The sequence below is a fragment of the Streptomyces sp. NPDC059957 genome (genome assembly GCF_042730015.1).
GTDB lineage: Bacteria > Actinomycetota > Actinomycetes > Streptomycetales > Streptomycetaceae > Streptomyces.
The window spans coordinates 17,546-43,128 of the sequence record NZ_JBHWMB010000052.1 but is presented as its reverse complement, the minus strand read 5'-3'; the positions used below and the strand labels follow the sequence as shown (position 1 = coordinate 43,128).

21 protein-coding genes and 1 pseudogene are annotated in these 25,583 nt (G+C 73.4%); 13 read left to right on the top strand and 9 right to left on the bottom strand.

Features of this window, described 5'->3' with window-relative positions:
• Positions 1-49: 49 nt before the first annotated feature.
• On the bottom strand, positions 50-772 hold the full coding sequence (locus tag ACFWBW_RS29130; protein ID WP_385378449.1) for a DUF998 domain-containing protein: 723 nt from the start codon (positions 770-772) through the stop codon (positions 50-52).
• 194 nt (positions 773-966) lie between these two features.
• Between ACFWBW_RS29130 and ACFWBW_RS29125 the strand changes: the two genes are divergently transcribed.
• From ACFWBW_RS29125 to ACFWBW_RS29110, 4 genes are all read left to right on the top strand, one after another.
• On the top strand, positions 967-1,506 hold the full coding sequence (locus ACFWBW_RS29125) for a hypothetical protein (protein WP_385378446.1): 540 nt from the start codon (positions 967-969) through the stop codon (positions 1,504-1,506).
• A gap of 90 nt (positions 1,507-1,596) precedes the next feature.
• Positions 1,597-3,279, top strand: a complete 1,683-nt coding sequence (locus tag ACFWBW_RS29120) for a multicopper oxidase family protein (protein ID WP_385378443.1) — start codon at positions 1,597-1,599, stop codon at positions 3,277-3,279.
• 186 nt (positions 3,280-3,465) lie between these two features.
• Positions 3,466-4,812, top strand: a complete 1,347-nt coding sequence (locus ACFWBW_RS29115) for a DUF4352 domain-containing protein (protein WP_385378441.1) — start codon at positions 3,466-3,468, stop codon at positions 4,810-4,812.
• 107 nt (positions 4,813-4,919) lie between these two features.
• Positions 4,920-6,674 (top strand): NAD+ synthase, encoded by a 1,755-nt coding sequence (locus ACFWBW_RS29110; RefSeq protein WP_385378438.1) that lies wholly within the window; start codon positions 4,920-4,922, stop codon positions 6,672-6,674.
• Positions 6,675-6,717: 43 nt separating this feature from the next.
• On the opposite strand, the gene ACFWBW_RS29105 is transcribed toward ACFWBW_RS29110, so the two are convergent.
• Positions 6,718-7,746: an endonuclease/exonuclease/phosphatase family protein gene (locus ACFWBW_RS29105; protein ID WP_385378435.1), complete on the bottom strand. Its 1,029-nt coding sequence runs from the start codon at positions 7,744-7,746 to the stop codon at positions 6,718-6,720.
• Positions 7,747-8,029: 283 nt separating this feature from the next.
• Between ACFWBW_RS29105 and panB the strand changes: the two genes are divergently transcribed.
• The 3 genes from panB to ACFWBW_RS29090 all read left to right on the top strand — a co-directional run bounded on the left by panB (position 8,030) and on the right by ACFWBW_RS29090 (position 10,900).
• Positions 8,030-8,890, top strand: a complete 861-nt coding sequence (panB, locus tag ACFWBW_RS29100; protein ID WP_385378432.1) for a 3-methyl-2-oxobutanoate hydroxymethyltransferase — start codon at positions 8,030-8,032, stop codon at positions 8,888-8,890.
• A 130-nt stretch (positions 8,891-9,020) separates the two neighbouring features.
• Positions 9,021-10,052 (top strand): ATP-binding cassette domain-containing protein, encoded by a 1,032-nt coding sequence (locus ACFWBW_RS29095; protein ID WP_385378429.1) that lies wholly within the window; start codon positions 9,021-9,023, stop codon positions 10,050-10,052.
• Positions 10,049-10,900: an ABC transporter permease gene (locus ACFWBW_RS29090; protein WP_385378426.1), complete on the top strand. Its 852-nt coding sequence runs from the start codon at positions 10,049-10,051 to the stop codon at positions 10,898-10,900. The genes ACFWBW_RS29095 and ACFWBW_RS29090 overlap by 4 nt, the downstream gene beginning before the upstream one ends.
• Positions 10,901-10,954: 54 nt before the next feature.
• Here the strand turns inward: ACFWBW_RS29090 and ACFWBW_RS29085 are convergent, their stop codons facing one another.
• A complete protein-coding gene (locus ACFWBW_RS29085; protein WP_385378423.1) occupies positions 10,955-14,992 on the bottom strand; it encodes a BTAD domain-containing putative transcriptional regulator in 4,038 nt (1,345 codons plus the stop codon).
• Positions 14,993-15,052: 60 nt separating this feature from the next.
• On the opposite strand from ACFWBW_RS29085, the gene ACFWBW_RS29080 reads away from it, so the two are divergent.
• Positions 15,053-15,880 (top strand): site-2 protease family protein, encoded by an 828-nt coding sequence (locus ACFWBW_RS29080; RefSeq protein WP_385378420.1) that lies wholly within the window; start codon positions 15,053-15,055, stop codon positions 15,878-15,880.
• A 9-nt stretch (positions 15,881-15,889) separates the two neighbouring features.
• Here ACFWBW_RS29080 and ACFWBW_RS29075 read toward each other — a convergent pair whose 3' ends face one another.
• Positions 15,890-16,084: a hypothetical protein gene (locus tag ACFWBW_RS29075; protein ID WP_385378417.1), complete on the bottom strand. Its 195-nt coding sequence runs from the start codon at positions 16,082-16,084 to the stop codon at positions 15,890-15,892.
• A gap of 188 nt (positions 16,085-16,272) precedes the next feature.
• Between ACFWBW_RS29075 and ACFWBW_RS29070 the strand changes: the two are divergent.
• Positions 16,273-16,509, top strand: a pseudogene (locus ACFWBW_RS29070) (hypothetical protein); the annotation flags it as partial.
• 141 nt (positions 16,510-16,650) lie between these two features.
• On the opposite strand, the gene npdG reads toward ACFWBW_RS29070, so the two are convergent.
• Entirely contained in the window at positions 16,651-17,376 is a 726-nt protein-coding gene (gene npdG / locus ACFWBW_RS29065) for an NADPH-dependent F420 reductase (protein ID WP_385378414.1), read from the bottom strand.
• Between the two features lie 162 nt (positions 17,377-17,538).
• Here npdG and ACFWBW_RS29060 point away from each other — a divergent pair, with 162 nt between their 5' ends.
• Positions 17,539-18,144, top strand: coding sequence for a hypothetical protein (locus ACFWBW_RS29060; protein ID WP_385378411.1), 606 nt, complete (start codon positions 17,539-17,541; stop codon positions 18,142-18,144).
• Positions 18,145-18,150: 6 nt separating this feature from the next.
• Here the strand turns inward: ACFWBW_RS29060 and ACFWBW_RS29055 are convergent, their stop codons facing one another.
• A complete protein-coding gene (locus ACFWBW_RS29055; RefSeq protein WP_385378408.1) occupies positions 18,151-18,396 on the bottom strand; it encodes a hypothetical protein in 246 nt (81 codons plus the stop codon).
• Between the two features lie 59 nt (positions 18,397-18,455).
• Between ACFWBW_RS29055 and map the strand changes: the two genes are divergently transcribed.
• Together map and ACFWBW_RS29045 are read left to right on the top strand one after the other, a co-directional pair.
• The gene (gene map / locus ACFWBW_RS29050) at positions 18,456-19,313 is read left to right on the top strand and encodes a type I methionyl aminopeptidase (protein ID WP_250743671.1); all 858 of its coding nucleotides are present in this window, start codon (positions 18,456-18,458) and stop codon (positions 19,311-19,313) included.
• A gap of 147 nt (positions 19,314-19,460) precedes the next feature.
• The gene (locus ACFWBW_RS29045) at positions 19,461-20,108 is read left to right on the top strand and encodes a heme oxygenase (biliverdin-producing) (protein ID WP_385378405.1); all 648 of its coding nucleotides are present in this window, start codon (positions 19,461-19,463) and stop codon (positions 20,106-20,108) included.
• Positions 20,109-20,251: 143 nt separating this feature from the next.
• Here ACFWBW_RS29045 and ACFWBW_RS29040 read toward each other — a convergent pair whose 3' ends face one another.
• From ACFWBW_RS29040 to ACFWBW_RS29030, 3 genes are all read right to left on the bottom strand, one after another.
• Positions 20,252-20,920 (bottom strand): PhzF family phenazine biosynthesis protein, encoded by a 669-nt coding sequence (locus ACFWBW_RS29040; protein ID WP_385378402.1) that lies wholly within the window; start codon positions 20,918-20,920, stop codon positions 20,252-20,254.
• Between the two features lie 19 nt (positions 20,921-20,939).
• On the bottom strand, positions 20,940-22,409 hold the full coding sequence (locus ACFWBW_RS29035) for an HtaA domain-containing protein (protein ID WP_385378399.1): 1,470 nt from the start codon (positions 22,407-22,409) through the stop codon (positions 20,940-20,942).
• Between the two features lie 498 nt (positions 22,410-22,907).
• On the bottom strand, positions 22,908-24,407 hold the full coding sequence (locus tag ACFWBW_RS29030; protein ID WP_385378395.1) for an HtaA domain-containing protein: 1,500 nt from the start codon (positions 24,405-24,407) through the stop codon (positions 22,908-22,910).
• 156 nt (positions 24,408-24,563) lie between these two features.
• Here ACFWBW_RS29030 and ACFWBW_RS29025 point away from each other — a divergent pair, with 156 nt between their 5' ends.
• Positions 24,564-25,583, top strand: a complete 1,020-nt coding sequence (locus ACFWBW_RS29025; protein WP_385378392.1) for a hemin ABC transporter substrate-binding protein — start codon at positions 24,564-24,566, stop codon at positions 25,581-25,583.

Below are 25,583 nucleotides of genomic sequence, written 5' to 3'. Positions count from 1 at the left end.
GCCGGGAGGCGCACGAACCTTCCGGGAGCCGCCCCGGCCCCGGGTGCGCTCACGTACGGCGTTCGCGGTGGACGGAGTACGCGAGCAGGCCCAGCCAGACCGCCACGAACAGCACCTGGAGCCGCTGGCCGGCGCCGAGCGCCCAGGTGCCGCGCCCGGCGGTGAACAGGGCGATGGAGACCAGGGTCCAGGCGGTGGCGAGCAGTTCGAGCACGACGAGCACGGGCCCGAACCGCGCGAGCGGGGCGAGGCGGCCGTAGCGGCGGGCGGCGAGCGTGAGGGCCACGATCCCGACGATCGCTCCCGTCATGGCCAGACTGCTGCTGACGGCGTGCGCCTGATGGGTGGCCGGGACGAGCCCGGCGGTCTCCCGCGCCGCGCATTCGGGGTCCACGGTCGGCGTGCAGCTCAGCGGCAGCCAGGCGTCCGCCGCGGTGGCGGCGCCGAAGAGGGTGATCCCGGACCAGCCGGCGACGGACCAGAGGCGGCGGGGTTCGACGCGGGTGGCGAGGCGGAGCAGGGCGAGGAGGCCGCCGAACAGGACGAGGACGCCGGCGGTGAAGTCGGTGGCCCGGAACAGGCCGCCGAGCGGCTGGTCCTGGGCCGCGAGCTCGCTGACGTACGTCTCGATGGGGTTGAGGCCCGTGGAGAGGACGACTTCGAGGACCCACGCGGTGTAGGCGGCGGCGCCGAGCCCGATGAGGAGGGCCACGCAACGGGCACCGGCCCCGGCCGTGGCCGCGGGACCCGTCGCGGTCGAGGGGCTGTTCACGGACTTCCAGGATCTCCGGGACTCGACGGGCCTCAAGCGCTTGAGGGGGTCCCCGGGATCCCGGGGACCCCGGGGATTCGGCGACGGCGGAGGCGGCGGGAACGGCGTGCCTTGTGTGGACATAATGTGACTAATCCTAAACGCGGCCGGGCCCGGTCCTCCGATCGGATACCCACCCCGGGTAGGGTTCGCCCATGACCCGCCCAGCCTCGCGCACGCAGCGACCAGCAGTCCGGTGGCCCCGGCTGCTGCTGTTCGCCGTGCTGCTGCTCGGCATCGCGGGCATGCACACGCTGGGCCATCCGACTCCGGCCCACGCCATGGAGGACGTGTCTTCGGCCCGTTTCGTTCCCCAGGGCGGCCATGGGCCGTCCGGGGCGGCGCACGGCGGCCGACCGGCCGGGGCGCCGGATCCGGCGGCTCCGGCGGCCCCGTCGGACATGGCGGACTCGTCGGACATGGCGGCCGCTGCCGCCACCGCCGCCGTCTCCACCACCGCCGTCTCCACCGCCACCATCGGGGCCCCGCGCCCACAGCACACCGGCATGGACCCCATGTCCGTGTGTCTCGCCGTGCTCGGCGCCCTCACCCTGCTCGTCCTCGGAGCCGGACTGGCCGGCCCGCGCCGTACCGCGCCGCTCGGGGGCGCAGCACGCGCGCCGGGCCGGTCCGGCGGTCCGGACCCTCCGCCACCCCGCGAACTCCTCACCCTGCTGACGGTGCTGCGCGTATAGGCCGGGCTCCGTCGTCGCCCCCGCATGCCTGCGGGGCGGCGGCAGACGGTGCCCACCTGCCTGCCTCACACCATCACGAGGTGTTCCACCATGCGCTCTTCCGTTCCCTCGCCCTCCCCGTCCGACTCCCCCTCCCCGTCCTCCTTCCCCTCCGCGCCCTCCCGCCGCGCCGTCCTCGGGGCCGGCGCGGCCCTCGCCGGCTCCGGGCTGCTCGCCGCCTGCTCGGGATCCGGCATGGCCGGCATGGACCACGGCGCCGGCTCCACGGGCAAGGGGTCCGCCTCCCCCGCCCCCGGCGGCTACGTCGACCCGGCCGGCGCCGAGGTACGGGCCGCCGAAGCCGCCCGCAAGGCCACCGGTCCGCGCACCGAGGTCCGGCTGACGGCGACCGCCACCCCGCTCGACCTCGGCGCCGGCCGCTCCGTCCGCTCGTGGGCGTACGGGGACCGGCTCCCGGGCCAGGAGGTACGGGCCACCGCGGGCGGCACCCTCGCCCTGACCCTGGCCAACAACCTCCCCGAGGCCACCTCCCTGCACTGGCACGGCCTGGCGCTGCGCAACGACATGGACGGGGTACCGGGGCTGACCCAGCGGGACATCGCCCCGGGCGGGTCGTTCGCGTACGAGTTCGCCGTCCCGCACCCCGGGACGTACTGGTTCCACCCGCACTCCGGGGTCCAGCAGGACCGCGGCCTGTACGCGCCGCTGATCGTCGAGGACCCCAAGGAGCCCCTCTCCTACGACAAGGAGTGGGTGGTCGTACTCGACGACTGGCTCGACGGCGTGGACGGCTCCACCCCCGAAGCCGTGCTCGCCGAACTCCGCAAGGGCATGGACATGAGCTCGAGCGGCGGCGGCCATTCGGGCCACGGGTCCGGATCCGGGTCCGGGTCCGGCGCCATGAGCACTCCCGCGCCCGCCGCGAGCGGCGGCCCGTCCCGGGTCCTCATGGGCGGAGTCAGCGAGGTCCTCGGCAAGGACCCGGGCGATGTCGCGTACCCGCACTACCTGGTCAACGGCCGCACCCCGGAGGACCCTTCGGTCTTCACCGCCCGCCCCGGCGACCGCATCCGGCTCCGGATCATCAACGCGGGCGGGGACACCGCCTTCCGGATCGCCCTGGGCGGCCACGAGTTCACGGTCACCCACACCGACGGCTTCCCCGTCGGGCACACGGCCGCCCGCTCACTGCTGCTGGGCATGGGCGAGCGCTACGACGTCCTGGTGACGGCGGGCGACGGGGTGTTCCCGCTGACCGCGCTCGCCGAGGGCAAGGGGGACTCCGCGTCGGCGCTCGCGGTGCTGCGCACGGGTGCGGGGGCGGCGCCGACCGCCGCGACCCGGCCCGCCGAGCTGTCCGGGCGACCGCTGACGGCGGACGTCCTGAAGGCCGCGGAGCCGGTGGCGCTGGCCGCGCGCGAACCGGACCGCACCGTGCGGATCAAGCTGACCGGCGGGATGGCCAAGTACGACTGGGCCTTCGACGGCAAGCCGTACGCGCCGGACCAGCGGCACCCGGTGAAGGCCGGGGAACGGGTCCGGCTGGAGTTCGACAACTCCACGACGATGTGGCACCCGCTCCATCTGCACGGGCACACCTTCGCCCTCGGCGGCCGGCCGGGCGGGGCCCGCAAGGACACGGCGGTGGTCCTTCCGAACGGGAGGCTGACGGTGGACTTCGACGCCGACAATCCCGGTCTGTGGATGGTGCATTGCCACAACGTCTTCCACTCGGAGGCCGGGATGATGACCGTCCTCGGCTACCTGCGCTAGCCGGCCCCCGCCCCGGACCGGGCCCGCGGCGCGCCCCCCTCCGCGCGCCGCAGGTCCGGCCGCGGGCGGTCGCGGGGGCCCGTAGGGCGGTCACAGGGGGCCGAAATGCCCGACGGCGAAGCCGAACTCCATGACAGGCTGGTGATCGTCACGCGCCGATTGCGACCTGAAGGACTCCCCGCCGGTATGAGCACCCCGCCGAACCCGCCCAGCACCCCGTCCGGCCCGCCGACGGAGCCCGCGGGGACCCCCATATCCGAGGCGACTCCCATACCGGCGCCCGCGCAGCCCCTGTCCCTCGAGAAGCTCCCGGCCCTCGCACCGCCCCAGCCCCTGACCCCGCCCCCGGCCCTGACCGAGCCCCCGGCCCAGCCTGCGGACGCGGCTCAGGCGCAGCCCACGGACGCCGTTCCGGCCCAGCCCGCGGACGCGGTTGCGGCACAGCCCGCGGACGCGGTCCCGGCGCAGCCCTCGGACGCCGCCCCCGCCCAGCCCGCGGACGCGGTTGCGGCGCAGCCCTCGGACTCGGCGCCGATGGGCGCCCCCGCCGTCCCCGGTTCCTTCGCTCCGGTCAACCCCGCCCCGGTGGCCGCCGCCGCTCCCCCGGCGCCCGCGTGGGGAGCCCCGTACGGCGCCCCCGGCGCCCCCGCACCCGGCAATCCCTGGGCCACGCCCTCCGGCGGATACGCCGGCGGCTACCCCGGTTACCCCGGCGGCCCGCAGGGGCCCGGCTTCCCGCCGCCCCCGGCCGCCACGAACGGCCTGGCCGTGGCCGCGCTGCTCCTCGGCCTGTTCGGCATCTTCGTCGGCCTCGTCCCGTTCTTCTTCTGGGCCGGCGCCCTCCTCGCCCTCACCGGCGTCGGCATCGGCATCGCGGCCGTAGTCAGGGCCCGCCGCGGCGCCCCCCGCGCCACGCTGGCCGCGGTCGGCACCGCCCTCAGCCTCCTCGGTCTCGGCGCTTCCGCCGGCGGCTGGTTCATCACCACGAGCGTCATCGACAAGATCGACCGGAACCTCGCCGACAGCCGCGACTACGAGTACAACTACGACGACTACGACCTGCCCACCCCCGACGCCCCGGCGAGCCCGACGCCCAAGGCCTCGCCCTCTCCCTCGCCCTCCGACATCCCGGGCGTGACCTCGGCCCTGGCCTGGGGCGTGCCCTACACCTACGAGGACGGCGTCGAGGTCACCGTGCAGCGCGCGGTCGCGTACAAGCCGTCCTCGACGGCCTACCCGCCCAAGGCCCGCAACGGCAACGCGGTCAAGGTGACGGTGAAGATCGTCAACAACTCGGGGGCCGCGCTCGACGTCAACCTGGCCCTGCCGAACGCCCGCGACGATCAGGGCACCGAGGCCGAGATGGCCTTCGACGCCTCCGTGCCGAAGATGTTCAAGGGCTCGGTCATGGCCGGCGAGTCGATGACCGGCACCTTCGCCTTCGTCGTGCCCAAGGGCACCAAGAGCCTGCACTTCGAGATCGCGCCCGGCGTCGATTACGACGATGCGATCTGGAGCGGCCCGATCGGCTGATCCGGCGACGGGGCCGGCGGCCGGCACGGCCGCCACGACCCCTGCGGACACGGCGACTCGGGCAACTCCCAGGACATCGCGTCAGAAAGACGATTAGACTGGGCCGCGTGCCTCAACTACGCCTCGCTCTGAATCAGATCGACTCGCAGGTCGGCAACATCGCCGCCAACGCCGACTCGGTCGTCCACTGGACCCGGCACTCCGCCGAACAGGGCGCCCACCTGGTGGCGTTTCCGGAAATGGTGCTGACCGGGTACCCCGTCGAGGACCTCGCCCTGCGCGGCTCCTTCGTCGAAGCATCCCGCCGGGCGCTGTCGGCCCTTGCCCGACGCCTGGCGGACGAGGGCTTCGGGGACCTCCCGGTCGTCGTCGGCTACCTCGACCGCACGGAGAAGGCCGCGCCCCGGCTCGGCCGCCCGGCGGGCTCCCCGGAGAACGCGGCCGCCGTGCTGTACGGCGGGCAGGTCGTCCTGCGCTTCGGCAAGCACCACCTCCCCAACTACGGGGTCTTCGACGAGTTCCGGTACTTCGTGCCGGGCGACACGCAGCCGGTGATCCGGGTGCGGGGCGTGGACGTGGCCCTGGCCATCTGCGAGGACCTCTGGCAGGAGGGCGGGCGCGTCCCCGCCACCCGCTCCGCCGGGGCCGGGCTGCTGATCTCGATCAACGCCTCCCCGTACGAGCGCAACAAGGACGACCTCCGTCTCGAGCTGGTGCGCAAGCGCGCCCAGGAGGCGGGCTGCACCCTCGCCTACCTGGCGATGATCGGCGGCCAGGACGAGCTCGTGTTCGACGGGGACTCGATCGTCGTCGACTCCGCCGGCGAGGTCATCGCGCGCGCCCCGCAGTTCTCCGAGGGCTGCGTCCTGGTCGACCTGGACCTGCCGGCCGCCTCGGCCACGCCCGTGGAGGGCACCGTGGACGACGGCCTGCGCATCGACCGGGTGATCCTCACCGAGGAGCCGGTGGAGCCGTACGAGCCGGTCGTGACGGGCGGTTACGCCGACCGCCTGGAGGACGACGAGGAGGTCTACGACGCGCTGGTCGTGGGTCTGCGCGCATATGTACGCAAGAACGGGTTCCGGTCGGTCCTGATCGGCCTCTCCGGCGGCATCGACTCCGCGCTCGTCGCCGCGATCGCCTGCGACGCGATCGGCGCGCAGAACGTGTACGGCGTCTCGATGCCCTCCAAGTACTCCTCGGAGCACTCCCGGGGCGACGCGGCCGAGCTGGCGGCACGGACCGGCCTGAACTTCCGGACCGTGTCGATCGAGCCCATGTTCGACGCGTACATGGGTGCGCTGGGCCTGACCGGGCTCGCCGAGGAGAACCTCCAGTCCCGGCTGCGCGGCACCCTGCTGATGGCGCTCTCCAACCAGGAGGGCCACATCGTGCTGGCCCCGGGCAACAAGTCGGAGCTGGCCGTCGGCTACTCCACCCTGTACGGGGACTCCGTGGGCGCATACGGCCCGATCAAGGACGTCTACAAGTCGGACGTCTTCCGCCTCGCCGAGTACCGCAACCGGGCGGCGGCCGAGCGCGGCGAGACCCCGCCGATCCCGGAGAACTCCATCGTGAAGCCGCCGAGCGCCGAGCTGCGCCCGGGGCAGGTGGACACGGACTCGCTGCCGGACTACCCCGTGCTGGACGGGATCCTCTCGCTGTACGTGGACCGCGACCAGGGCCTGGAGGCGATCGTCGCGGCGGGCTACGAGCCCGAGCTGGTCGCGAAGACCCTGCGGATGGTGGACACCGCCGAGTACAAGCGCCGGCAGTACCCGCCGGGCACCAAGATCTCCGCGAAGGGCTTCGGCAAGGACCGCCGGCTGCCCATCACGAACGGCTGGCGCGAGCAGGCGTAGGAGCGGCTCCTGCCTACACGGCTCCGGCCTGCGCGGCTCCGGCCTACGGCTTCACGGTGACGCGGGCGGCGATCGGCAGGTGGTCGCTGCCCGTGCGGGGCAGGGTCCAGGAGGCCTCGGGGGTGACCCCGCGGACCAGGATCTGGTCGATGCGGGCCATCGGGAACTGCGCGGGCCAGCTGAAGCCGAAGCCGTCCCCGGACGCGCCCTGGGTGGAACGCAGCTGCGAGGTGACCTCGGACAGGGCCCGGTCGTTGACGGTTCCGTTGAGGTCGCCGAGCAGGATGACCCGCTGCAGCGGTTCGGCGGCGAGCGCGGCGCCGAGGGCGTCGGCGCTGTTGTCGCGCTGGTTGGCGGTGAACCCGGCGTTGAGCTTGACGCGGACCGAGGGGAGGTGGGCCACGAAGGCGGCCACCTCTCCGTGGGGGGTCTTGACGGTGGCGCGCATGGCCCGGGTCCAGCCCATCTTGATGTCGACGGGCCTGCTGGAGACCAGCGGGTACTTGCTCCAGAGGCCGACGGTGCCCTCGACGGAGTGGTACTTGTACGTACCCGCGAGTGCCTTCTCGTAGGCGGGGACGACGCTGCCCTTGAGTTCGGTCAGGGCCAGGACATCGGCCCCGGCACCCGCGACCGAGGCGGCGGTGCCGGCCGGGTCGGCGTTGTCGGCGTCGACGTTGTGGGTGGCGACCGTGAGGTTGCCGCCGGCGTGCGCCTTGTCGGTGACCAGCCCGCCGAAGAGGTTCACCCAGACCGCGGCGGTCAGCAGTATCGCGATCAGCGCGGTCGCGGACTTGCGCCAGAGCGCGGCGGCGAACAGCACCGGGACGGCCAGGCCCAGCCAGGGCAGGAAGGTCTCGGTGAGGCTGCCGAGGTTGCCGACGTCGTTGGGCAGCTCCGCGTGGAAGACCATGACGAGCGAGATCAGCACCGCGAGCGCGGCGAGCACGATCCCGCGGCGCCAGATGCCCGGATCCCGCCGCAGCTCGGCCAGCCGGCGCCGGAGACCCGTTCGGGAGGGCTCGGGCTCCGAACCGTCGCTCCCCGTCTCCGTCATGTACGCCTGTGCCATGCCACTGCCCTCACTGCCGTGCTCGCGCTCCGTCCCCGCCTCTTGACCCTAGGCGATGCGCAGAGCGTTCCGCGCCGATTGTCTCGGCCGTACGTCCGGGAGGACGAACGGTCGAGCGGCCGGGGTTCCGCTTGTCACCAAACGCGCACATTGCCCCCGTGGCGCGGCCGCCGTGACGAACCGGACCTCGTGCCACTTCCCGCCACGGCCCGGAGAGTGCCACCATGGAGGTGAGTCCGGGGACGCCGTAAGGGCGCCTCGAGATGAACAAGGAGCAGTTGCAATGACGCATGCCGTTTCGCCTGCCCGCGAAGCCGCCTCCCCCACCCTGTACGGAGGCTCGGGCACCCGGCGCATCACCGTCCGCGACCTCACCCTCGCCAAGGAACGCGGCGAGAAGTGGCCCATGCTCACCGCCTACGACGCCATGACGGCGTCCGTGTTCGACGAGGCCGGCATCCCGGTCATGCTCGTCGGCGACTCGATGGGCAACTGTCACCTCGGCTACGAGACCACCGTCCCGGTGACGATGGACGAGATGACCCTGCTGTCGGCGGCCGTCGTACGCGGCACCAGCCGGGCCCTGATCATCGGCGACCTGCCCTTCGGTTCCTACCAGGAGGGCCCCGTACAGGCGCTGCGCAGCGCCACCCGGCTCGTCAAGGAGGCCGGGGTCGGCGCGGTGAAGCTGGAGGGCGGCGAGCGCTCGCTGGCCCAGACCGAGCTGATCGTGCAGTCGGGCATCCCGGTCATGTCCCACCTGGGCCTGACCCCGCAGTCCGTGAACGCCATGGGCTACCGGGTGCAGGGCCGCGGCGACGAGGCCGCGCACCAGCTGCTGCGCGACGCGAAGGCCGCGCAGGACGCGGGCGCCTTCGCGGTGGTGCTGGAGCTGGTCCCGGCCGAGCTGGCCGCCGAGGTCACCCGGTCCCTGCACATTCCGACGGTCGGCATCGGCGCGGGCTCGCAGTGCGACGCGCAGGTGCTGGTGTGGACGGACATGATGGGGCTGACCGGCGGGAAGATGCCGAAGTTCGTCAAGCAGTACGCGAACCTGCGCGCGACCATGGGCGACGCGGCGAAGGCCTTCGCCGAGGACGTGGTCGGCGGAACGTTCCCGCAGGAAGAGCACGCCTTCCACTAGGCGGGTGGCCGGACAGCCGGCCGACGGCCTGCCTGCGGATCCGCCGACGACGCCCTGTCGGTGCCCCGCGGGCGGGCTGTCGGCAGCTTGTCGGCAGCTTGTCGGTGCTTTGTCAGTGGCGTCTGTTCCCATGGTGGACATGACGCGAAACGACAAGAATCCCCTGAACGGCTCGCACGCCGTAGAGGTCCGGGGGCTGGTCAAGCACTACGGCGAGACCAAAGCCCTCGACGGTGTGGACCTCGATGTCCGCGAGGGAACCGTCCTCGGGGTCCTCGGCCCCAACGGCGCGGGCAAGACCACCCTGGTCCGCATCCTCTCCACCCTGATCACCCCCGACGCCGGCACCGCCCGGGTCGCGGGCTTCGACGTGGTCCGCCAGCCGCGGCAGCTGCGCCGGACCATAGGCCTGACCGGCCAGTACGCCTCGGTCGACGAGAAGCTCTCCGGCTGGGAGAACCTCTACATGATCGGCCGGCTGCTGGACCTGTCCCGCAAGGACTCCCGGAGCCGCGCCGACGAGCTGCTGGAGCGGTTCTCCCTCACGGACGCCGCCAAGAAGGCCGTGATGACGTACTCCGGCGGCATGCGGCGCCGGCTCGACCTGGCCGCTTCCATGATCGGCAGCCCGGCCGTGCTGTACCTGGACGAGCCGACCACCGGCCTGGACCCCCGCACCCGCAACGAGGTCTGGGACGAGGTGCAGCGCATGGTCGCCGAGGGGGCCACCGTCCTGCTCACCACCCAGTACATGGAGGAGGCCGAGCAGCTCGCCAACGAGCTGACGGTCATCGACAAGGGCCGGGTCATCGCCAACGGCAAGGTCGACGAGCTGAAGGCGCGCGTCGGCGGCCGGACCCTGCGGATCCGCCCCACCGACCCGGCCGACCTGCCGGGCATGGCCCGCTCCCTGGCGGAGGCCGGCCTGGACGGGGTGGCCGGTTCCCAGGCCGTCCCGGACGAGGGCGCCCTCCTGGTGCCGATCCTCGCCGACGAGCAGCTGACCGCCGTGGTGGGCCTGCTGGCGGCCCGCGGGTACGGGATCTCCGACATCAGCACCTACCTGCCCAGCCTGGACGAGGTGTTCCTGTCCATCACCGGACAGAAGCCCACCGCCCCGGACTCCGTCCCCAACCAGCAGACCGAGGAGGTCGCGGCATGAGCACCGTAACCACGACGAAGCCCAGCCCCACCGCGGCCGCCCCGGCCGGCGGGCCCGTCCTCGCGGACGAGGGCCGGATCGGCCTGCGGGGCAACCTGCGCCACATCGGCGCGCTGGCCCGGCGCAACGTCCTGCAGATCAAGCAGGACCCGGAGTCGATGTTCGACGTCCTGTTCATGCCGATCATCTTCACGCTGCTGTTCGTCTTCGTCTTCGGCGGCGCGATCTCCGGCAAGGGCAACCAGGGCGAGTACGTCAACTACGTGGTCCCGGGCCTGATGGCGATGATGGGCATGAACATCGCCATGGGAGTGGGCACCGGGGTCAACGACGACTTCAAGAAGGGCGTGATGGACCGCTTCCGGTCCATGCCGATCGCCCGTTCCTCGGTGCTCATCGCCAAGATCGTGGTCGAGCTCGGCCGGATGATGGTGGCCATCACGATCCTGCTCGGCATGGGCTTCCTGCTCGGCCTGTCGATCAAGTCCTCGGTGATCGACCTGTTCCTCGCCATCGGGCTGTCGGCGGTCTTCGGCGCCTCACTGATGTGGATCTTCATCCTGCTGGGTCTCAGCATGAAGACCCCCCAGGCCGTCCAGGGCGTGGCCATGCTGGTCCTGATGCCGCTGCAGTTCGGCAGCTCGATCTTCGCCCCGCCGACGACGATGCCCGGCTGGCTGCAGAGCTTCACCGACGTCAACCCGCTGTCCAACCTGGCCGACGCGGCCCGCTCCCTGATCAACGGGACCCCGCTCGGCAACTCCGTGTGGATCACGCTGGCCTGGTCGGTCGGCATCACGCTGGTGACCATGCCGCTCGCCGTGCGGAAGTTCCGCCAGAAGACCTGATCCGCGGACCGGTCCGTTCCGGATCGCGTCCCGGGCGGACCCGTACGGGTCGGATCAGATGAGGGCGGTGGCCTCCTCCAGGGTGAGGCCGCCGCCTTCGGCGTACGCCGCCTCGTACGCGGCGTCGCCGAGCGCGGCCCGGGCCAGGCGCTCGCCCAGCTCCAGGTCCGCGCGCTCGGTGGTGACCGGGAAATGCCGGGGCGGCAGGTGGGCACGGTAGGCGCCGATCAGCCGCGCGGCCTCGTACGCCCGCTGCGGGCCGCCGAGTCCGGCGTGGGAGAGCGCCGCGGTGAGCAGGTAGACGGCCGGGAGCTGGGGGGCCATCAGCAGGGCGAGCGGGTCCCGGACGGACTCCATGGCCTGCCGGACCAGGACGAGGGCGTCCTCGTACTTGCCCTCCTGGTTGTCGAGCCAGGCCATCGTGCCGAGCACGAACCCGTCGAAGACGGCGTACGCGCCGAAGGAGAACTCCTCGTGCAGGGACTGGAGCTGCGCGCGGGCCTCCTCGATGCGGCCGGTGCGGCCGTACACCCCGGCGAGGAACATCCGGGCTGCGGGCCTGGCCTCGTTGCCGACGTGCTGGATCGTGGGGAGCAGCTCGGTGAGCAGCCGCTCCGCCTCCTCCACGTGGCCGTCCTCGACGAGGGTTCCGGCCATCCGCACCTGCAGGACCGTGACCTGGGCCTTCGCGCCGAGTCGCCGGGCGTGCTCGATGGCGGCGCGGAAGTCCTCGGCGGCCAGACCGTACTCTCCGTGCTTCTCCCGGGCCTCGGCGCGGGCGGAGAGCGCCTCGGCGCAGCCCCAGTCGTCGCCGAGTTCGCGGAACACGGCCAGGCTCTCCTCTGCGTCCCGGGCGGCGTCGCCGGCCCAGTCGGCGCGGTTGGCCAGCACGTTGGCGCGCAGCTGGAGGGCGGAGGCGAGCTCCCAGCGGTAGCCGAGGCCGCGGGCGGTCTCGACGGTCCGCTCGATGGCCTCGCGGAGCAGGACCGGGTCCCCCGCGATCATCACCGCGTAGATCCACAGGACCCCGGGGGCCACGCAGGTCTGCGGCAGGCCCGGGCGGTAGGCGGCGAGCATGCCGTCGACCTGGATGCGGACCTCCGGGCTGGACCAGCTGACGTCGGCCTGGTCCTGGGCGGCCAGGCACATGATCCGGATGCCGCGCCAGGCCTCGGTGAGCAGCTCCCCCTCGTACGGCGGGGGCGTGTCGACGACCCGCCCGTAGACGGGCTCGGCGGGAACGACGGGCTCGGCGAAGGGATCGGGGCCCAGGGCCGCGGCGGCCGCGGACCAGTGGCGGAGCTCGGTGCGCAGGTCGTGCATCTGCCAGTACCAGACCAGGGAGTGCAGCAGGCAGAGCACTTCGCCGACGTCCCGGACGGCCACGGCCCGGCGCATGGCCGTACGGAGGTTCTCGTACTCGGTGACGATCCGGTCGGCGGCCGCGCGCTGGCCGTGACCGCGGAGCAGCGGCTCGGTGGTGCGGGCGAGTTCGCGGTAGTGGGTGAGGTGGCGCCGCTCGGTGGCGGCGCGGTCGTCGCCGGCCTCGGCGAGCCGCTCGGAGGCGTACTCGGCGACGGTCTCCAGGAGGCGGTAGCGCATGCCGCCGACGGAACTGTCGGGGGCGGCGACGACGAGGGACTTGTCGACGAGGGAGCCGAGGAGGTCGGCGGCGTCGAGGCCCTCGGCCGCGTCCGTGCAGACGGCCTCGGCGGCGTCGAGGTCGCAGCCGCCGGCGAAGACGGACAGCCGGCGCAGCACGGCCCGCTCGGGCTCGTCGAGCAGGTCCCAGGACCAGTCGACCACCGCGCGCAGGGTCTGCTGGCGGGGCAGGTGGGTGCGCGAGCCGCCGGTCAGCAGCCTGAACCGGTCGTCCAGCCGCTCGGCGATCTGGCGGGGGGTGAGCAGCCTCAGCCGGGCGGCGGCCAGCTCGATGGCGAGCGGCATCCCGTCGAGGCGGCGGCAGATCTCGACGGCCGCGGCCGGGTCGTCATCGACGCTGAACCCGGCCCGGGCGGCGGCCCCGCGGTCGTCGAGCAGCCGCAGCGCGACGGGGTCGGGCAGCGGCTCCACCGGGCGCAGGGTCTCCCCCGGCACGCCGAGGGGTTCGCGGCTGGTGGCCAGGATCTGCACGCCGGGGCAGCGCGCGAGCACTTCCTCGGCGAGGCGGGCGGCAGCGTCGACGACGTGCTCGCAGTTGTCGAGGATCAGCAGCATCCGGCGCCGCGCGCAATGCTCTGCGAGGCGGTCGAGGGGCCGGTCCCCGCGCTCGGTCAGCACCCGCATCTCCTCGGCGGTACCGCCGCGCAGCTTGGTCTCCCGAGCCCCGAGCGCGACGAGCACGGCCTCGGCGACGTCCTCCGGATCGTCCACGGGAGCCAACTCCACGAACCACACCCCGTCGTCCCAGGCGTCACCACCGGGTCCCCCGGGTGGCGTGCCGGTGCCGCCGAGCCCGGTGGCGCCGGGGGCGGGGCCGGTGCTGCCGAGGGCGGCGGACAGCTGCTCCGGGTTGGCGGGACGCGTGTCCGGCGCGGCGCGGCCGGCCCGGGCGTGGGCCTCGGCGGCCTCCTGCGACAGCCGGGTCTTGCCGGCGCCGCCGGGTCCGAGCAGGGTGACGAGCCGCGACCGGGCAAGGTCTTCCCCGATGACCCGGATGTCCTCCTCCCGCCCGACGAAGGTGGTCAGCCGCATCCGCAGGTTCCCCGCGCCCGGCCCGGGCGGTACGTGACCTTCCCCGGCCCGCGGCTCCCCGCTCCCCGGCCCGACCGGACCGGCGGGGTGCGCCCCGTCCCCGGACGGCGCCGGGGCGGACCGGTCCGGCGCGGCCGGGTCGGTGGACCGCCCGTCATCGCCGAAACCCGGGCCGGGCGCGCCGGACCCGGACGGGGTACCGGAGGAACCCGGCGTGACCCCGGCATGCCCGCCGGGGCCGGACGGGGTACCGGAGGAACCCTGCGCGATCCCAGCGTCCCCGCCCGGGCCGGACGGAGTGCCGGAGGAACCCGGCGTGACCCCGGCATGCCCGCCGGGGCCGGACGGGGTACCGGAGGAACCCGGCGTGACCCCGGCGTCCCCGCCAGGGTCGGTGGGGGTGGTCGCGGGGCCTCGTGAGGGGGCAGCGGGGTGGGTGGGCTTCCCGGTGGGACTGGTCTGGCCCGGGCGGGCGGGGCGGTCGGTCAGGACGGGGCCGGCAGGCTGCGTGGCGCGGGCCGGGTCGCTCGGCGGCGGAGGGGGCTGCGGGGTGAGGTCCGGGTCGCTCGGCGGCGGAGGAAGCGGCGTGGGACCGGGGTGATCGTGTCCGGCCGGGGCCGGGGGTTGCTGTCCGGGGCCGGCCGGCGGGACGGGGCGGCGGGGGGCCGATGTCGGGTCGGTCAGCAGGATCGTGTGGAGGGCGCGCAGGGCGGGACCCGGGGTGGTGCCCAGGCGGGCGGCCAGGTCGCGCCGGACCCCGTCGTAAGCGGCCAGCGCCTCCGCCGGGCGGCCCGCGTCGCGCAGTGCGCGGATGCGCAGGGCCTGCAGGGGCTCGTCCAGCGGCAGCCCCGCGCACAGCGCGGTCAGCTCCGGCAGGACCCGCTCCGCCTCCCCCAGCGCCAGCGCCGCGTGCAGGCGGCCCCGGCGCGCGTCCAGCCGTAGCGCCTCCCAGCGGGCGGCCTCCGGCCCGGTCCCGGTACCCGGCAGGGAGCTGAGCGGTTCGCCGCGCCACAGGGCGAGGGCCTCGTCGTAGAGGGCGGCCGCCTCCGCCGGAGCGGCCTGCGCCGCCGCCCGCGCCGCCGCCCGCGCGAGCCGCTCGAAGCGGTACAGGTCGATGTCGTCCCGGTCGGCGACGAGCCAGTAACCGCCTTCCCCGGACCCCACCGCCTCGCGCCCCAGCGCCCTCCGCAGCCGCCCCACCAGCGCCTGGAGCGCCGCGGGGCCGTCCGCGGGCGGGTCGCCGTCCCACACCTCCTCGATGAGCGAGGCCGCCGGCACCGCCCGCCCCGGCCGCAGCGCGAGCGCCGTCAGGAGCGCGCGCAGCCGCGCTCCGCCGACGGGTACGGTGCTCCCGTCGTCGCGGATGGCCTGAGTGGTGCCGAGCATCGCGTAACGCACCGGCCCATTGTCTCCGGCCCCGGGCCCCCTCGGGCGCCGCCTCCGGGATAGGTTCGCCGTATGGGTCCCCAGGGCAGTCAGAACCGTAGTCATCACCACACGCACGACCGCGGCGACCGGCGGATCAGTCCGGTGTTCCTCGGCATCTTCGCCGTCATGGCGGTGACCGGGTGGGCCGTGTGGACGGGGTACTCGACCAGCACCGGGCTGGCCGTGTTCCTCTTCGTCACGGCGGCCTGGATCGTCTCCCTGTGCCTGCACGAGTACGCGCACGCCCGCACCGCCCTGCACAGCGGCGACCTCAGCGTCGGCGCGAAGGGCTACCTGACGCTGAACCCCCTCAAGTACACGCACGCGCTGCTCAGCATCGTCCTCCCCGTCCTCTTCGTGATCATGGGAGGCCTGGGTCTGCCCGGCGGCGCGGTGTACATCGAGCGCGACCGGATCGAGGGCCGGTGGCGGCACAGCCTCATCTCCGCGGCCGGCCCGCTGACGAACGTGGCCTTCGCGGCCGTCTGCACGGCCCCGTTCTGGCTGAACGCCCTGGACGGCGTGCCGACGGCGTTCCGCTTCGCGCTCGGCTTCCTGGCCCTGCTCCAGGTCTCGGCGGCGATCCTGAACTTCCTGCCGGTCCCGGGCCTGGACGGCTACGGCATCATCGAGCCCTGGCTCTCCCACAAGGTCCGCCGCGAGGTGGCGCCGCTGGCGCCGTTCGGCCTGCTGGCCGTCTTCGCGCTGCTGTGGATCCCGGAGATCAACGCGTACTTCTTCGACGCGGTGTACAGCGTGCTGTCAACGCTGGGCGTCGGCGAGCTGGAGGCGTACTGCGGCCGCGACCTCTACCAGTTCTGGCAGGACGCCAACGGCCTCTGCCAGGCGTCCTGGTGACCTGCCGACCTAGCCCGCGGTGCGGGCCGCTGCCGCGGCCTTCTCGATCTTCGCCTTGCGCACGTAGAACCACGCCATGTTCGACGTGATGCCCGCCATCAGCACCCACACGATCCCGAGCAGGCTGCCCTCAACGAAGGAGACCACGGCGGCGGCAGTGGCGAGGACGCAGAGAACGACGGCGAACACGGCAAGGCGGGGCATGACGGGGGCTCCTCGGGGACACTGAAGCGGTTCAAGCCCCTCCAGTGTCCCCCATGCCCCGGCGTGCTCGAGTCCGGCCGATTTCCGCCATCCCGTGATCTTTTCCTCCTCCCGCCGCTACGGTTCGCCCCAGACGCACTGCGCAGGGGGGTGCGGGAGGATCCGGGCCGGGCGCCGGGGCGGGGCCGGGGAGCGGGCCGCGCGGCACGCTGGAGCGGCTGCGGCCCGAGCCGGGCGATCTGCTGCCCGCGGACGGCTCGGCCGTCGTCGGTTTCCGGCTGTCGCTGCTCAAGGGGATGGGGAGCACGCGGGGGAATACCGAGTCCGGGTTCATCCGCAGCGTGGACGATGCCGTGGAGCGCTTCTACCACGGTGTGGTGGCTCACCTGGGTCCGGCCGAGGGGCGCGGCGGGCGGCGCGGCTGAGGGGGCGGGACGCTCCGCGGGGCCACCCGGTCCGTCGGTCCCGTGCGGGGTCGGTCGGGCGGGCGGCCCCGGTGGACTCCCAGTGGGGTTCCTGTGGGGTCCCCACTGGGAGTCCTGTGCGGGCCCGGTGGGCCGGGCGGGTCAGACGTCCGTGATGCGCAGGCCCGCGTGGGCCTTGTAGCGGCGGTTGGTGGAGATGAGGTTGGCCACCAGGGATTCGACCTGGTGGGCGTTGCGCAGGCGGCCCGCGAAGACGCCCCGCATGCCGGGGATGCGGCCGGCGAGGGCCTGGACGATGTCCGTGTCGGCGCGGACCTCGCCGAGGACCATCACGTCGGTGTCGATCTCGTCGATCGACTCGTCCTGGAGGAGCACCGCCGAGAGGTGGTGGAAGGCGGCGGTGACGCGGGAGTCCGGGAGGAGGGCGGCGGCCTGCTGGGCCGCGCTGCCCTCTTCGACCTGGAGGGCGTACGCGCCCTGCTTGTCGAAGCCGAGCGGGTTGACGCAGTCGACCACGAGCTTGCCGGCGAGGTCCTCGCGCAGCGATTCCAGGGTCTTGGCGTGTCCCTCCCACGGCACCGCGATGATCACGATGTCGCTGCGGCGCGCGCACTCGGCGTTGTCCGCGCCCTCCACACCGAGCCCGAGCTCGTCGGCGGCGGTCTGCGCGCGGTCGGCGGCGCGGGAGCCGATGATCACCTTCTGGCCGGCGCGGGCGAGCCGGTAGGCGAGGCCCCGGCCCTGGTCGCCGGTGCCGCCGAGGACGCCTACGACGAGGCCGGAGACGTCGGGGAGGTCCCAGGGGTCCTTGGCGGGGGCCTTGGCGGGGGCCTTCGCGGGCTGCTGCGTGCTGTCTGTGGAGGTCATGGGGGCGAGGGTAGCCGCGAGATCGTCAGAGTCGAATGCGCGGACCGTGTGAGATGCCCGCGGAGGTGCGAGACGGCTCGGGGGGCGGGGCGGGGGGCGGGGCGGGGCGGGAGATGGGGGGAACCGCTCCCCTTTGTCCCTTCCATGCGGCAGGATGCCGGTGTGGACGCCGTGAGAGTCGCGCTGCTGCGCGAGGTGCTCGCCGGTACGGAGTGGCCCGGCGCCGCGCGCCGGTTCGCCGGGACGCTGCGGCGGTCGGTCGTGCCGGCCGGCGGGAACCTGCTGCTGGTCGGGACCGAGCAGTACGAGCCCTGGCACCTGGCGGCACACCTGGTCGACGAGGCCGCCTGGTCGGGGCTGCCGGAGCTGGCGCCCACGCTCGTACGCCACCAGGTGCTGCCCGGTGACGCCCCGCACCTGTCGGTCGGGCTGAGCCGGCTGGAGGCTGCCCGGCGCGGTCACACGCTGCTGGTGGTGGCTCCGGAGCGGCCCGGGGACGGGCTGCTGGAGCGGGTGCACGACGCCCGGCGCGCGGGGGCGACCGTACTGTCCATGGACGGCGGGGACGCGGATCTCGGGACCCTCGCGCACGAGGTGCTGTCCGTACCGGACGGGGCCGCCGAGCTCGACCTGGACACCGTGCAGCACCTGGTCAGCGCCGCGGCCGGGGAGAACAGCCTGCCGGTGCAGCGCGGGCCGAGACGGTTCCGGGACCGGCTGGCGCGGCTGGCCGACCAGTTGGCCGCGCCGCCGCCCAGCCGCTGGTAGGCCTGGCTACGGGGTACCCGTGCCCGTGCCTTCCTCGGTCTCACGGGTCTTGTCGTTCCATTTGGGGTCGTTCTGCCATTCGAGATTGCGCTCCTGCGCCGTCTCCATGGCGTGGTTCGCCTCTTCGGGTGTCGCGTAGGGGCCGAAACGGTCCTTCGCCGGGCACTCGGGGCCTTCCTCGACCTTCTTGTGGACCAGGCAGTAATACCACTCGCCGGGTTTGCCCACCTGGCGCTTCTTGAACAGGGCCATCGTCAGGCTCCTCTCTCTGTCGCCATGCTGCCCCATACCCGCTCGATACACTCGCTCGTATGTCTGGCCAGTCGCTGCTCGTACCAGGCGAGCTCACTCCCGTCCGTTCCGTTCCCGGAAACATCCGCCGGCCCGAGTACGTGGGCAAGCCCGCGCCCACTCCGTACACCGGACCGGAGGTGCAGACGCCCGAGACCATCGAGGCCATGCGCATCGCCGGCCGGATCGCCGCCCAGGCGATGGAAGAGGCCGCCAAGCTGATCGCACCGGGGGTGACCACCGACGAGCTGGACCGGGTCGCCCACGAGTTCATGTGCGATCACGGCGCCTACCCCTCGACGCTGGGCTACCGCGGTTTCCCCAAGTCCCTGTGCTCCTCGCTCAACGAGGTCATCTGCCACGGGATCCCCGACTCGACCGTCCTGCGGGACGGCGACATCGTCAACCTCGACGTGACCGCCTACATCGGCGGGGTGCACGGCGACAACAACGCCACGTACCTCTGCGGGGACGTGGACGAGGAGTCGCGGCTGCTCGTGGAGCGCACCCGCGAGGCCCTGAACCGGGCCATCAAGGCCGTCAGGCCGGGCCGGCAGATCAACATCATCGGCCGGGTCATCGAGTCGTACGCGAAGCGCTTCGGCTACGGCGTCGTCCGGGACTTCACCGGGCACGGGATCAACTCGTCCTTCCACTCCGGTCTGATCGTCCCGCACTACGACAGCCCGCACGCCACCACCGTCATCGAGCCCGGGATGACCTTCACCATCGAGCCGATGCTGACCCTGGGCACCCACGAGTACGACATGTGGGAGGACGGCTGGACGGTGGTCACGAAGGACCGCAAGCGGACCGCGCAGTTCGAGCACACACTGGTGGTCACGGACACCGGGGCGGAGATCCTGACGCTCCCCTGATCCGAGGAATCCCACCTCGCGGAGGTTTTTACCGACAAGGCGTCGGGAACACATTGACTTAGGTAAGCCTAAGTAGGAGGATCGGGTGTGGCGGCACGGCCGCCACGCCCGGCTCCCCCTTTTCTTCCGATCTCTCGGAGGTCCGCCTTGGACGCCTTCTCCACCGTCATCCGTGTCGCCTCCCACGAACAGCACACCGAGGCGGAGACCTCGACGTTCATGAGCGACCTGCTCGGCGGCCGGCTCGGGGTGGACGCGTACACGCGCTACACCGAGCAGCTGTGGTTCGTGTACAAGGCCCTGGAGGACGCCGCCGAGGCCCTGCGGGACGACGCCGTCGCCGGACCGTTCATACAGCCCGAGCTGATGCGCCTCGCGGAGATCGAGCGGGACCTGGCCCACCTGCGGGGTCCCGAATGGCGCGAGACCCTGGTCGCGCTGCCCGCCACCGAGGCCTACGCGGCCCGCGTGGCCGAGTGCGCGGCCTCCTGGCCGGGCGGGTACGTGGCCCACCACTACACCCGCTACCTGGGCGACCTCTCCGGCGGCCAGATCATCCGCGACAAGGCGGAGCGGACCTGGGGCTTCGAGCGCAAGGGCGACGGCGTCCGCTTCTACGTCTTCGCGGACATCTCCAACCCGGCCGCCTTCAAGCGGACCTACCGCGAGCTGCTGGACACGATCGCCGCGGACGACCTGGAGAAGCAGCGCATCATCGACGAGTGCAAGCGCGCCTTCGACTACAACGGCGCGGTCTTCCGCGAGCTGGGCGAGCAGTTCCCCCTGAGCGCGTGACGCCTGCGGCGGGCTGAACGGGGAAGGGGGGCGGGCCCATTGGGCCCACCCCCCTTCCGGGCTGCGCCCCCGGGCGCGCGGCGGCCTGCGCCGCGGACGGCTGCCCCCCTAGGCTCCCGGGGCTCCGCCCCAGACCCCGCGCCTCACACGCCGGCGAGGCTGGATTCGGCGAAGCGGACGCGGCCGCCGACCTCTACGGTGCCGTCGGGGCCCGGGGCCGTGAGGATCTGGGAGCCGGCGCCCTGGGTGATGTTCAGGGCCCGGTTCAGTTCGGCCGTCAGAACGATCGCCGCCGAGCCCGTGGCCTCGTCCTCCGCGATCACCCCGTCGGGGCGGCGCGGGAAACCGCGGGCCCTGATCCGGCCCGCGGCCTCGTCCTCCCACGCCCAGGCGTACAGCCAGCCCTCACCCGGCGGCGGGCTGGGCAGCGCGTCCACCTCGGCGGCGTCGGCGTACTGCTCGGTGCGCTTGCCCTCGACCCATTCGGGGCGGGCGGTGATCCAGGTGAACTCCCCGTCGTCGCGCGCCCATACGGCTCCCGCCGGGGGCTGGAGCTCCTCGATGTCGAGCAGCCACGCGACTCCGACCAACGGGTGCCCGGCGAAGGACATCCGGGTGCCGGGGGTGCGGATGTCGACGATCCCGCGCTCGGGATCGTCGACGAACACCGTCTCGCTGTAGCCCAGTTCGGCGGCCAGCGCCTGCCGCGACGTGTCGTCGGGGCAGGACCGGCCGTCGCGTACGACGCCCAGCGCGTTGCCGTGGCTGCCGTCACCCGCGCAGAAGACCCTCAGGACGTCGAGATCGTTCACCCGGGCATTGAAGCACGGGTCAGTTCTGGGCCGTGCGGCGCCTGCGCGCGACGAACACCGCGCCCGCGCCCGCGGCGATGATGGCGGCGGAGGAACCGAGCAGCGCGCCGGCCGGGATCTCGGCGCCGGTGGCGGCGAGGCCGCCTCCGACGGTGCCGCCGCCTCCGGTGCCGGTGCCGCCCGTGGTACCCGTGCCGCCGGTGCCGGCCGGGGGCAGGACGGCGTCCTTGTCCACCGAGACGGTCAGGTTGACGTCGTCCGCCCGGGTCCCCACCGGGTACATGGAGCCGGTGGTGTCGTTGGCGAAGGCCGCGGAGCCCTCGGCCGTGAGCGCGGTGCGCACCGCGTTCAGGGCGAGTACGCCGTCCTTGGTCTTGTAGTCGGCCTTCGAGAGGTCGAGCGTGGCGAAGGGGATGTTCGTCTTGACCCCGGAGGCCGTCTTCACGTCCAGGACCAGGGTGCCCTTGTCGCCCTCGGCGTTGATGCGGACGTTGCCGAAGGTCATCTCGATGCCGTGGGCCGCGTACTGGAAGCGCAGGTTGCCCGCGAAGGTGGCGTTGAGCTTGCGCGCCTTGGTGTCGAGGGTGCCCTTGCCGCCGGCGAAGGCGAAGCTGTCGCCGTTCGCGACCGCGCCGTCGGTGGGGGTGACGGTGCCGCCCGCGCTCTGGACGTACTTGCGGAAGGACTCCTTGATGCCCCAGGCCAGCTTGCCGCCGAGGATCTGCTGCGGGCCGCCGGTCGCCGGAGAGCTGGTGGAGGCGGTGGGCTTGGGGGAGGCCGGCTTCGACGGTGCGGGCTTCGACGAGGAAGCGGAGGGGGAGGCGGAGGCGGACGGGGAGGAGGTCGGGGACTTGGTCGGGCTCGCGGAGGGGGACGGGCTCTGGGTGGGCGGCGGCGGGAACTTCAGTACGGCCGTCAGCGGGTCGCCCGCCTTGTCCTTGTAGCTGTCCGAGCCGAGGAGCTTGGCGGCGTCGGCGGTCAGCGTGGTGCCCAGGTTGGCCATCGACTGCCCGCCGAAGGCGACCTTCGCGAAGGCGACGTCCTTCGTGAGCACGCCGTCCCGGGTGACGTCGATGATCAGCAGCTTCCTACCGGTGTCGATGCGCAGGTTCGCGAGCTTCACCTCGAAGCGGTGCGCGGCCGACTTGAAGGTGACGCTGCCCTTGAAGGCGGCGGTCACGAGGTGGCTCGACGGGTCGTACGCGCCGGTGGCCGAGCCGAAGGTGAAGCCCTTGGTGGTCTTCTTCGCGCCGTCCGCGACGGTGATCTGGCCCTGGGCGATGGTCGTGACGTAGGTGCGGTAGCTCTCCAGAACGCCCCAGTCGAGGGTGCCGTCGACGACCGGGATCGTCGCGGGGGCGCCCTGCGCCGCGGAGGCGGCCGGCGCGCTGCCCGCCGCGGTGGCGGGCAGGACGAACGCGGTGGCGGCTATCGCGGCCGAGGTGGCCACGGCGGCGGCGAGGGCGATGGGACGGCGGATCGATGACATGGCGGAGTTCTCCTGAAACGGGGGCCGAGGAGGCGGAAGGGACGGAACGGGGGCATGCCGGAGCAGGGTGCGGCCGAGCCGGGGCCCGGCGGTCCGGGCCCCGGCGGTCCGGGGCCCGTGGTGCGGGGCCCTGCGGGGCCTGGCGTGTGTGGCGCGCTGCGCACGTACGGGGGTGGTGCGGTCGCACAGGCCGTGCGGGCTACAGGGGCGGTGTGGGTCGTGCGGGTGGTGCGGGCCGCACGAGCGGGCCGGTAGTGCGGGTAGTGCGAGCGGGCCGGCCGTCCGGTCGGTGCCGGTAGTGCGGGTAGTACGAGCGGGATGGCCGTCCGGGCGGTGCGAGCGGGCTGGCCGTGCAGGTAGTGCGAGCGGGCTGGCTGTCCGGGCGATACCGGTAGTGCCGGTAGTGCCGGTAGTGCCGGTAGTGCCGGTAGTGCCGGTAGTGCCGGTAGTCCGAGCGATCGGGCCGTCCGGGTGGCGCGGTTTCGGGGTGCGGGGTCGTCAGTCCCGCGGGCCGGCAGCGGGGGGCCCGGAGGAGTCCGGGGAGTCGGAGGGGGTGGCCGAGCCGGCGGCCGGGGGCGACGGGGCCGGGGTCGTGGCGCCCGGGGTGGCGGTGGATTCCTTGCGTCGGTTGCGCAGGACCAGGAAGGCCGCTCCGCCGGCGAGGACGAGGGCGGCCACCGCGAGGGCGGCGTACAGGCCGGTGTTCGAGGACTCGTCCGCCTTCGCGGCGGCGGCCGGGGTCCCGGTCGGGGCCGGCGGGGCCGCGGGGGTGGCCGTCGAGCCGAGGTTCGGGAGGGCCGGGAGCTTCGCGGTGGCGTCGAGGGCGACCGCGAGGGAGACGGGGTCCATCTCGGTGCCGGCCTTGTACATCGAGTTGAAGGCCGCGGCTCCGCCCTCGGTCAGGGTGGCCGGGGCTTCGGTCAGGGTGGCGAGGCCGCCCTCGGTCTTGAGGCCCTTGGCGTCGAACTCCACGAGCGGGACCGCGGTCTTGGTGTCCGCGGCGGTGGTGACGTCGGCGGACAGCACGCCCTTGCCGTTCTCCACCTTGGCCGTGATCTTCGCGAGTTTCAGGTCGAGGTGGGCCCCGGTGAAGTGCACGGACCCGGCGAAGGCGGCGTCAAGGGTGCCCTTCGCGCCGTCGTACGCGCCCTTGCCCTGCGGGAAGCGGAACAGCGCTCCGCCGTCCTGGGCGCCTTCGGCCAGCTCCCACTTGCCCTGGCCGATGGAGCCGGAGACGTACTCGCGGAAGGTGCGCCGCACCCCCCAGTCCACGGCGGCGTCGGTGAACTGCCCGGCGGCCTGCGGGGACTGGGAGCCGGCCGGAGTGCTCGGCGAGGGCGCGGATGAGGACGAGGCGGCCGGAGCTGCGGCCTTGACGTCCACGGAGAGGGAGACCGGGTCGAGCTGCGCGCCGGCCGCGTAGTAGCCGGCGAAGGCCTTGGCGCCCTGCTCGGTGAGGGTGGCCGGGATGTTGGCGAGGGCGACCGGGCTGCCGCCGCCCTTCATGTTCACCCCGCCCAGCCCCAGCTTGGCAAAGGGGACTTGGGAGGCGGTGGTGACCGCTCCGCCCTCCTTGGCCTTGCTCGAGACGTCCACGTAGAGGGTGCCGCCGCCACCGCTGATCTTGACGGTGGGGCGGCTGACGCTCATGTCCAGCTCGTACGTGCCGTCCGCCTTCTGGTGGCCCTGGAAGGAGACGCCGCCGCTGAAGGAAGCCTCCAGGGAGCCGCTGTCCGGGTCGTAGGAGCCGCTGGCGGAGTGGAAGCGGAACAGGCTGCCGCCGGCCGTGGCGGCTCCGTTCTTCAGCTTGAACCCGCCTTTGGCCACCGGGCCGGTGACGTAACTCTGGAAGGAGGATTTGATGCCCCAGTCGAGCCGCCCGCCCTCCACGGTGCGGCCCGCGGCCTGGGCGGCGGTCGCCGGGAGCAGAACGGCTCCCAGAGCCGCCAGGGTCGCCAGCAGGGCGACGGCGGACGCACGGGTGGGTCTTGCGGACATGAATGTCCCCTCCAGGGTCTAGCGAGCGAGGTTAGGCTAACCTAAGCTACGTTCGGCCGGGTGGGAAACCCCCTGGCACCCGGAACCTCGAACCGGGCCCCCACCCCCGGCGAACCGGGTCCACCACCCCAGTCGGACGATCAGGACGGTGCCTTCGTGCCTACGCCCGCCGCCTCAACCCGCGTGTCCCGCTTCGCCGTTGCCCTGACCTCCGTGGTCCTGGCACTCGGCGTGAGCGCCTGCGGAGGTACGGCCACCCCCTCCCCCGCCACCGGAGCGGGCGCCCCGGCCGTCCCGGACCGGGTGGAACCGCTCGCCCCGGCGCCCGTGCCCGTCCTTCCGGCGACCGTGGCCTCGGCGGATGGGGCCGAGGTCACCGTCGCCTCGGCGGACCGGGTGGTGCCGCTGACGGGCGGACTCAACGAGATCGTGTACACCCTCGGGCTCGGCCCCAAGGTCGTCGCCAAGGACATCACCGCCACCTTCGAACAGGCAGCGGAGCTCCCGGTGGTGACGCGGGGCCACGACGTCTCCGCCGAGAGCGTGCTGTCGCTGCGTCCGACCCTGGTACTGGCCGAGACCACCTCCGGCCCCGCCGAGGCGATCCAGCAGATCCGCGACGCGGGCATCCCCCTCCTGGTGGTGGCCCCGGCCAAGTCCCTGGAGGACGTGGCGAAGCGGACCGACACCGTCGCCGCCGCGCTGGGCGTCAAGGAGGCCGGCGCACGGCTGAACCAGCGCACCGCCGACCGGATCGCCGCCGCCCGGGGGGCCCTGCCCGCCTCGGGCAAGAAGCCGCGCGTGGCCTTCCTCTACCTGCGCGGCACGGCCTCCGTGTACCTGATGGGCGGCTCCGACTCCGGCGCCGGTTCCCTGCTGGAGGCGGCCGGCGCGGTGGACACCGGCCCGGAGTCGGGGCTCGGCAAGGACTTCACCCCGATCACCAGCGAGGCCCTGGCGGCCGCCGCGCCCGACGCGATCCTCGTCATGTCCAAGGGCCTGGAGTCCGTCGGCGGCGTGGACGGGCTGGTCAAGATCCCGGGCGTGGCCCAGACCCCGGCCGGAATGGACCGGCGGGTCATCACCGTCGACGACGGGGTCCTGCTCAACTACGGCCCCCGCACCGACCAGGTCCTGACCTCCCTCATCACCCAGCTCTACGGCAAGGCCTCCTGA

What these genes read in the sequence shown, in the direction of transcription:
- panB (WP_385378432.1), top strand. Translation starts at nt 8,030, where the DNA reads ATGACGCATGCCGTTTCGCCTGCCCGCGAAGCCGCCTCCCCCACCCTG.
- ACFWBW_RS29090 (WP_385378426.1), top strand. Translation starts at nt 10,049, where the DNA reads ATGAGCACCGTAACCACGACGAAGCCCAGCCCCACCGCGGCCGCCCCG.
- ACFWBW_RS29055 (WP_385378408.1), bottom strand. Translation starts at nt 18,396, where the DNA reads ATGGCCCTGTTCAAGAAGCGCCAGGTGGGCAAACCCGGCGAGTGGTAT.
- ACFWBW_RS29115 (WP_385378441.1), top strand. Translation starts at nt 3,466, where the DNA reads ATGAGCACCCCGCCGAACCCGCCCAGCACCCCGTCCGGCCCGCCGACG.
- ACFWBW_RS29075 (WP_385378417.1), bottom strand. Translation starts at nt 16,084, where the DNA reads ATGCCCCGCCTTGCCGTGTTCGCCGTCGTTCTCTGCGTCCTCGCCACT.
- ACFWBW_RS29125 (WP_385378446.1), top strand. Translation starts at nt 967, where the DNA reads ATGACCCGCCCAGCCTCGCGCACGCAGCGACCAGCAGTCCGGTGGCCC.
- ACFWBW_RS29080 (WP_385378420.1), top strand. Translation starts at nt 15,053, where the DNA reads ATGGGTCCCCAGGGCAGTCAGAACCGTAGTCATCACCACACGCACGAC.
- map (WP_250743671.1), top strand. Translation starts at nt 18,456, where the DNA reads ATGTCTGGCCAGTCGCTGCTCGTACCAGGCGAGCTCACTCCCGTCCGT.
- ACFWBW_RS29095 (WP_385378429.1), top strand. Translation starts at nt 9,021, where the DNA reads ATGGTGGACATGACGCGAAACGACAAGAATCCCCTGAACGGCTCGCAC.
- ACFWBW_RS29035 (WP_385378399.1), bottom strand. Translation starts at nt 22,409, where the DNA reads ATGTCATCGATCCGCCGTCCCATCGCCCTCGCCGCCGCCGTGGCCACC.
- ACFWBW_RS29030 (WP_385378395.1), bottom strand. Translation starts at nt 24,407, where the DNA reads ATGTCCGCAAGACCCACCCGTGCGTCCGCCGTCGCCCTGCTGGCGACC.
- npdG (WP_385378414.1), bottom strand. Translation starts at nt 17,376, where the DNA reads ATGACCTCCACAGACAGCACGCAGCAGCCCGCGAAGGCCCCCGCCAAG.
- ACFWBW_RS29120 (WP_385378443.1), top strand. Translation starts at nt 1,597, where the DNA reads ATGCGCTCTTCCGTTCCCTCGCCCTCCCCGTCCGACTCCCCCTCCCCG.
- ACFWBW_RS29105 (WP_385378435.1), bottom strand. Translation starts at nt 7,746, where the DNA reads ATGGCACAGGCGTACATGACGGAGACGGGGAGCGACGGTTCGGAGCCC.